Below are 276 nucleotides of genomic sequence, written 5' to 3' on the forward strand. Positions count from 1 at the left end.
GCCAGTTGACGGAATTGTTGCCGTAATCCGCATCGATCAGGCAATCCCAGAACCAGCGCTCGCCCTCCCGCCAGTCGATCAGCAAATGCTTGATGAGGAAGCTGGCCGTAATCATCCGCACGCGGTTGTGCATCCAGCCGCTGGTCCAAAGCTGGCGCATGCCGGCGTCGACGATCGGGTAGCCGGTATGGCCGGTCTGCCAGGCCTTCAGGTCCGATGCCGCGTCCTTGCCGGTGCGCCATTGCAGCGCATCGTATTTGGGGCGGCCGTTATCGG

1 protein-coding gene is annotated in these 276 nt (G+C 62.7%); it reads right to left on the reverse strand.

The window, feature by feature from the left end; all coding sequences use genetic code 11:
* On the reverse strand, positions 1 to 276 hold a 276-nt coding region (locus tag AC0IYH_RS31375; RefSeq protein ID WP_471838129.1), incomplete at both ends, for an FAD-binding domain-containing protein.

It is taken from the genome of Pseudomonas sp. AC463 (assembly GCF_979253585.1).